Source organism: Gemella sp. GH3 (assembly GCF_013415425.1).
Lineage (GTDB): Bacteria > Bacillota > Bacilli > Staphylococcales > Gemellaceae > Gemelliphila.
Genome location: NZ_JACBYC010000074.1, coordinates 1 through 7,115, shown reverse-complemented (window position 1 = coordinate 7,115; position 7,115 = coordinate 1). Strand labels below are relative to the sequence as shown.

At 29.1% G+C, this 7,115-nt stretch carries 6 protein-coding genes; all 6 read right to left on the bottom strand.

Features of this window, described 5'->3' with window-relative positions; all coding sequences use genetic code 11:
- The coding region (locus HZY83_RS01780; protein WP_179942372.1) for a histidine phosphatase family protein at positions 1-504 on the bottom strand (504 nt) is incomplete at its 3' end.
- 9 nt (positions 505-513) lie between these two features.
- Entirely contained in the window at positions 514-1,482 is a 969-nt protein-coding gene (nrdF, locus tag HZY83_RS01775; RefSeq protein WP_179942371.1) for a class 1b ribonucleoside-diphosphate reductase subunit beta, read from the bottom strand.
- A gap of 12 nt (positions 1,483-1,494) precedes the next feature.
- Complete coding sequence (gene nrdE / locus HZY83_RS01770; protein ID WP_179942370.1) at positions 1,495-3,585, bottom strand: class 1b ribonucleoside-diphosphate reductase subunit alpha; 2,091 nt, start codon at positions 3,583-3,585, stop codon at positions 1,495-1,497.
- Position 3,586: 1 nt separating this feature from the next.
- Positions 3,587-3,952 carry a class Ib ribonucleoside-diphosphate reductase assembly flavoprotein NrdI gene (gene nrdI / locus HZY83_RS01765; protein ID WP_179942369.1) on the bottom strand — a complete coding sequence of 122 codons (366 nt, stop codon included), beginning with the start codon at positions 3,950-3,952 and terminating at the stop codon, positions 3,587-3,589.
- A gap of 236 nt (positions 3,953-4,188) precedes the next feature.
- Positions 4,189-4,680, bottom strand: a complete 492-nt coding sequence (locus tag HZY83_RS01760) for a cupin domain-containing protein (RefSeq protein WP_179942368.1) — start codon at positions 4,678-4,680, stop codon at positions 4,189-4,191.
- An 18-nt stretch (positions 4,681-4,698) separates the two neighbouring features.
- Positions 4,699-6,873 carry an anaerobic ribonucleoside-triphosphate reductase gene (gene nrdD / locus HZY83_RS01755; protein ID WP_179942367.1) on the bottom strand — a complete coding sequence of 725 codons (2,175 nt, stop codon included), beginning with the start codon at positions 6,871-6,873 and terminating at the stop codon, positions 4,699-4,701.
- Positions 6,874-7,115: the final 242 nt, after the last annotated feature.

Sequence of the window (7,115 nt, the reverse complement as noted above, 5' to 3'; positions counted from 1 at the left end):
TAATGATGTATTAATTATATAATTGTTATTAGGACGTAAATTTTTGCTTTCTAAAAATATACGTGTACATGCCCCATGACAAACCACTAAAATAGTTTCTTCTTTGTGCTGATTATATTTTTCTTTAATAAAGCTCTCTACTCTTTTGGCTATATCACTATCAAGTTCTACCGATGAAATATTACCATCTCTTTGTCCTTTATGCCATTCTTCGTAAGTTGCTTCTTCATAAATTCCGTAGTTTTTTTCTATTATACGATTATCTTTCTCTATAACTATATTTTTATTTTGGGGTATAGAATTATCCAACATATAACGGCATGTATCATACGCTCTACTCATAGGGCTACTATAAGCGGCATTTACATTATATGGTAATAATTTTTTCCCTGCTTCTATAGCTTGATTAATTCCTATTTCATTTAAAGGTATATCTGTGTGTCCTTGGACTAAATGATTTTTATTATAGTCCGTTTCTCCATGTCTTACCATTAAAATTTTCATTCTTTTCTCCTATTCAAATATAAAGTCTTCATCTTCTAAAGCTTCTACATTCATACTAACAACATATCCATCACCTTTAACACTAAAGAAATCATGGTTTTTAGTAGATGTATTCATAGCATTTTCAATAATAGGATTTAATTCTTTATGTTCAAAATACCCTGGATATCCTAAATTTGCCAAAGCCCTATTAGCATTGTATTCCACATAATCTTTAACTTGATCAGCCAATCCTATTTGTGTATATAAATCATTTGTATACTTAATTTCATTATTATATAAATCCAACATAAGTTCATACATTTCTTTTTCTGCACGACTTTGCTCTTCCTTAGTTAAAGTTTTAAACATCTCCTGTGCATCAAAACCCGTAAAGCTACCATGAATAGTCTCATCTAACAAAATCTTACGAATAATTTCTCCAGAAGTAGTAACTTTTCCTTGCCCTGCTAAATACAAAGGATAGAAAAATCCACTGTAGAACAAGTAGCTTTCTAAAAATACAGACGCTACTCTCGCCATATATAAATCATATGTACTAACTTCTGTTTTAAACAATTTTAAGTAATAATCTTCAATACGTTTCGCTTTGTATTGTAATTCCTTATTCTCTATTACCCACTCATCTAATAAATAATCTGTTTCTTGACTAGAAATTAATGATGTAAAGATAGTAGAATAACTTTTAGCATGAATTTGTTCCATCATTCCCATAAAGCTATATACAGCTTGTTTTCTCATATCTTCTGTATGCAAAGATACAAGTGGCATTCCCACATCTCCTTGTTGAGTATCAAGTCCTGTTAATCCTGCCAAAACTTTTTTATATGTATCTCGCTCTGCATCATTTAAATCTTCATTCCAGCTTTTTATATCTTTTGACACTTTAAACTCTGTATCAACCCAAAACTGTGCTATATTTTGACGCCAGTACATAAATGTTAAATCGTCTTGTTTGTTCCAATTTACTGCTTTCATATCTTATCCTTTCTAAACTGCACAAGAAGTACACTCTTCTACTGACAATAATTTATTTCTAGTGTAGTATAGTGATTTTAATCCTTTGTGATGTGCATAAACATAATACTTCGCTAATTCACGAGTTGATATATCTGAATTTACATATAAAATTATAGAAATACCTTGATCAATATGCTCTTGAATTACTGACATTAAATCTATCAATTTCATTTGATCAATTGTAAACGCAGATTTGTAATACCACTGAGTTTTTGCACTCAAATACGGCATAGGATAAAAAGTTTCCGCATTACCATAAGTACGTCTTTCTATCTTATCTACTATAGGTAAAACACTGGATGTAGAATTTTGTACATACGAGATACTTTGAGTAGGCGCTATTGCCATTCTATACGCATGGTAAACTCCATGTTCTCTTACTTTATTTTTTAATCTTAGCCAGTTATCTTTCGTTGGAATTTCTATTCCTTCAAACAATGCTTTTACCTTTTCTGTTTTTGGAAGATAACTATTAGTTATATATTTATCAAAGTATTTACCATTATAGTAATCTGATTTTTCAAAATCTTTAAATGTTTCTTTACGCTCTTTAGCAATTAACATTGATTTTTCTAATGTATAATAATTCATCATCATAAAGAAAACATTAGCAAAATCCTTAGCTTCTTCACTTTCATAAGCTATTAAATTTTTAGCTAAATAACCATGTAAATTCATAGCACCTAAGCCTACAGAGTGAAATTCATCATTAGCTTTGACTACACCCGGAGCATTCTTAATTTTTGTAGAATTACTAACAAAAGTTAAAGCGTCCATACCTGAATAAACAGACTCTTTTATTTTCTTACTTTCCATAACATTAACGATATTCAATGATGCCAAATTACAAGAAATATCTCTTTTAATTATATCTCCTTCTCCGTAATCTTTGATTACAGAAGTTTCTTGCAGTTGGAAAATTTCTGTACACAAGTTACTCATTTTCACTTGACCAATATCTTGTAATGCATGATTTTTATTAGCATTATCCTTAAACATTAAATAAGGGTACCCTGATTGTAATTGTGTAGAAGCTATTAAGCTAAGCATATCTCTAGCACCATAAGCTCTCTTAATTATATTTTCATTAGCTACAAATTCATCGTAATATTTTTCTATATCTATATCATCTAAAACTAATCCATACTCTTCCCAAATAGAATGTGGACCAAACATATAGAAATCTTTATTTTCTTTAGCTAGTTTGAAAAATAGAGACGGAACAATTAATCCAGTAGAAATTGTAGGAAGTCTTAATTCTTCATCTGCATTAACCTTTTTAGTATCTAAAAACTCTAAAACGTCATAATGGAAAATATTTAAATATACCGCTCCTGCTCCAGGTCTTTGTCCTAACTGATCTGCATAAGCAAATCCTTGCTCTAAAGATTTGGCAACTGGAATAACACCTTTTGCTACACCTTTTATTCCTTTGATACTTTCTCCTCTAGCACGTAATTTAGAAAGATTAATCGCAACTCCACCACCTATTTTAGATAGTTGCTTAGCCGTTGAATCTATATAATTAATAGAGTTTAGAGAATCTCCTACTTCTAGTAAGAAACAAGAAACTAACTCTCCTCTACGGCTTCTTCCTGCATTTAAAAAAGTAGGCGTTGCTGGCTGCACACGTTGCTCCAACATAGCTATAATTAATTCCTTAGCCAAATTAACATCTCCATTAGCTAGATAAAGAGCAACTATAAATACATGTTGGTTATAATTTTCTAAATATTGCTTTTTATCATTAGTTTTTAAAGCATAATCTTTATAAAATTTACTAGCTGCCATATAACTTTGAAATTCAAATTTATAATTATTTGCTAATTCTATACATTCTAAAATTTCCTCTTCAATATATTTATCAAATATATTATAATAGAAGTTTTCTTCTACAAGGTATTTTAATCTTTTTAATTCCGAACTAAATTTTACAGTCTTATCATCTACCTCACGTAAAAACTCCGATATAGCTTCTTTATCTTTATATAACATGAAAAAACCAGTATCATCTCTTTTGGTAACTTCATTATTTAGCTCTATATGTCTATATTCTGTCATACTAACAACTCATCTCCTCATAGATTTTCTTAAACTTCTCTATATCTTGCATATTTCCTAATAATTCAAACTTCATTAGTACAGGGATATTATAATCACGAGAGATAATATCTGCTGCTACCGCGAAATTAACTCCCCAATTCCTATTACCACTAGATACTACTCCTCGCGCAAATTTACTATTTTTATCCAAAAATTTTTTGACAGGCAGAGGCACTTCTCCAAATCCTATAGTAGGTGTCATAACTATATATTCATAGTCAACATAATCTACATCTTTTAAAAATATAACATCTTTTTCTGGTATTTTACAAAACGATAAAAATTTTTTACAATTTCCTGTCAAAGAAAAATATACTATTTTCATAATATTCCTGCTTTCTTTATATGCAAAATAAAATTATTTCCGAGTTTTTTATTTCCCGGAAATTCAAGATGATTATATTATACACTTTTATTTTTTCTTTTTCAAATATTTTTCTCTGGTATATTCTTGCTTTTAAAACTATTATACAATTTTTTTTATGTATCTTAATTCGATAGTCCTTAGTTACTAGATTTGTTTAAAATTTTTTTACTAAATATATTTCTAATTAAAAATATTTAATTTTTATAAGTTAATTTTTCGATAATATTTTTGGAATCTGGATAAATGTCTAATAACTCTTCTTGAGTAAACAATTCAAAATCATCATAATGAAATGCTGGCGTTACTACACAACCTACCAAAGAAAAATCGTCACCTTCCCCACAGACAGTAGATCCAAAAATTACACCTTTAGGAACAGTGTACTGAAATAACTCACCTGCTCCTCTTCCTAATTTAACTTTATGATATTCTCCACTTGGAAAAATCATATGAATAGTTAGAGATTTTCCTGTATGATAAAACCACAATTCATCAGATTTTAATCTATGAAAACGAGAGGGATTATTAGCCGTTAACAAAAATAAAATATTTGAAGACAGACTTCTTACACGTCCATCTTCCAATTTAATCTTTTCATCTGATAAATAAGTCTCCTTATAATAGCCTCCCTCTTGATGTTCTTGCAGCCCTAAATTATCTATATAAAATTTATAATCTTTTTCCATACATTCTCCTATATATTATTAATTCATATGTTTCACCCTTGAAACAATCTCTTTGTGACGTCCTTTTATCATCGGTCGTGCTTGTGGATTACCTAAATATCCACACGTTCTTTTTACAACATCACAAGTTTTCGGATTATTATTTCCACAATTTGGACATTTAAAGCCTTTCTTAGTAGGTTCAAAATCACCTTCATAATCACATTCATAACATCTATCTATAGGCGTATTAGTCCCTAAATATCCTACTTTATCATAAGCATAATCCCAGACTGCTTCTAGAGCTTTAGGATTTTGCTTTAATACCGGATATTCACAATAATGAATAAATCCTCCACTAGCATAATAAGGATAATCTTTTTCAAAATCTAACTTTTCAAAAGGAGTTGGTTTCTTACGAACATCATAATGGTACGAATTAGTATAATAATCCTTGTCTGTTACATTTTTTATACTTCCATACTTTTCTTTGTCAAGTCGACAAAATCTATCGGTCAAACTCTCTGATGGTGTTGAGTAAATACTAAACCAATAATCATATTCTTCTGTCCATAAATCTACATTTCGTTTTAATTCTTTCATTATATCAAGCGTAAATTGTTTTGCTTCTTTATTAGTTTCCCACTCACCACCATAAAATAGTGTGGCTACTTCATAAAGACCTATATACCCTAAAGACAATGTTGAGCGTTTATTTTTAAATAACTGATTTACACTATCAGTAGAATCTAATCTTTTACCAAATGCACCATGCATATAAAGTATAGGTGCATTTTCTGGTTTAGCCTCTCCGCATCGTTTAGCACGATATACTAACGCATCTTTGCAAATTTCTAAACGATCTCTAAGTAATTGCCAAAATTTATCTTTAATTCCATTAGATTCTATAGCTATTCTTGGCAAATTCAAAGTTACTACACCCAAATTCATACGACCACTTTCTACATTGTTACCTAATTCATCTTTCCAAGCAGGAAGAAATGATCTACATCCCATAGGAGTTTTACAACTTCCTGTTATCTTTACTAATGTATCATACATAATCACATCTGGATACATTCTTTTTGTTGAACATTCTAACGCTAATTTTTTTATATCATAATTAGGGTCGGTAGACTTCAAATTAACTCCATCTTTAATAGTAAAAATCAATTTTGGGAATATTGCTGTTCTTTTTTCTATACCTAACCCTTCAATTCTAACTTTCAAAATAGCTTTCTGTATTTCTCTAGAAAAAAAGTCTTCTCCTAAGCCAAATCCTAATGAAGTAAATGGAGTTTGTCCTTGTGATGAATAAAGAGTATTTATTTCGTACTCTAAAGATTGCATAGCATCATATATATCCTTAATAGTTTTCTCTTTAGCAAACTGTTCTTGCTTTTCTTTACCATCTATCCACTCCTTTGCTAACTCTAAATTTTTTTTATAATTTAACTTAGCAAACGGAGCTAATACTTCATCAATTCTATCTGCACTGCATCCTCCATATTGACTAGATGCAACATTAGCTATTATTTGAGCCATTTGTGCAGTAGATGTAGTTATACTCTTAGGGCTTTCAACATCTGCATTTCCTATTTTAAAGCCTTTAGTTAGCATCTCTTGGAAATCAATCAAACAGCAGTTAGTTAACGGTTGATAAGGAGAATAATCTAAATCGTGATAATGAAGTTCCCCTTTTTGATGTGCATTTGCAACGTGTGTCGGTAACATTTTTAGACCTATTGTCTTAGCAACAACTCCACTAGTTAAATCTCTATGTGTGTTAAATACTAAACTATCTTTGTTCGCATTTTCATTAACTAAATTTTCATCTCTATTTACCAATTTTTTTATTGCAAAATTTATATCTAAATTTTTATCTCTTTCTATATCTTTTTTTGTTCTATAAGATATATAAGATTCTGCTAATACTTCTTCCCCTAATTTAATTAAAGTATGTTCAACAACACTCTGTATTTCATATATTTTTATATCATTAGAAAATCTAGTAGTTATCTCAGATAATATTTCTTTCATAATCTTAGAAATATCATAAGTACTAATATTTCCATCAATAGATAAAATTGCTTTCGATATAGCAGCATATATCTTGTCACATTCAAACTCAACTCTTCTACCATCTCGCTTTATTACTATAAAATTATTTAATTTATTTCTCAAATTTTCTTCAACAAATTCTAATTTTTTCATTTTACCCTCCTAATATAATAGGTTATTATTTATTGTATACCTTATTTAAGGTATTGTCTACCTAAAATATAACCGGGAAATTTTAAAACAGCTATAATATCTATTTTCTAAATTGTGAATTTTTTGTCACAATTAAAAAAAAGGAAGAAATAATTCTTCCTATTGATATAATATAACTAAATGCTTAAAATACAATTTAAAGATATAAAATAAGAAATGTTTTTATTTTATATCTATATTAC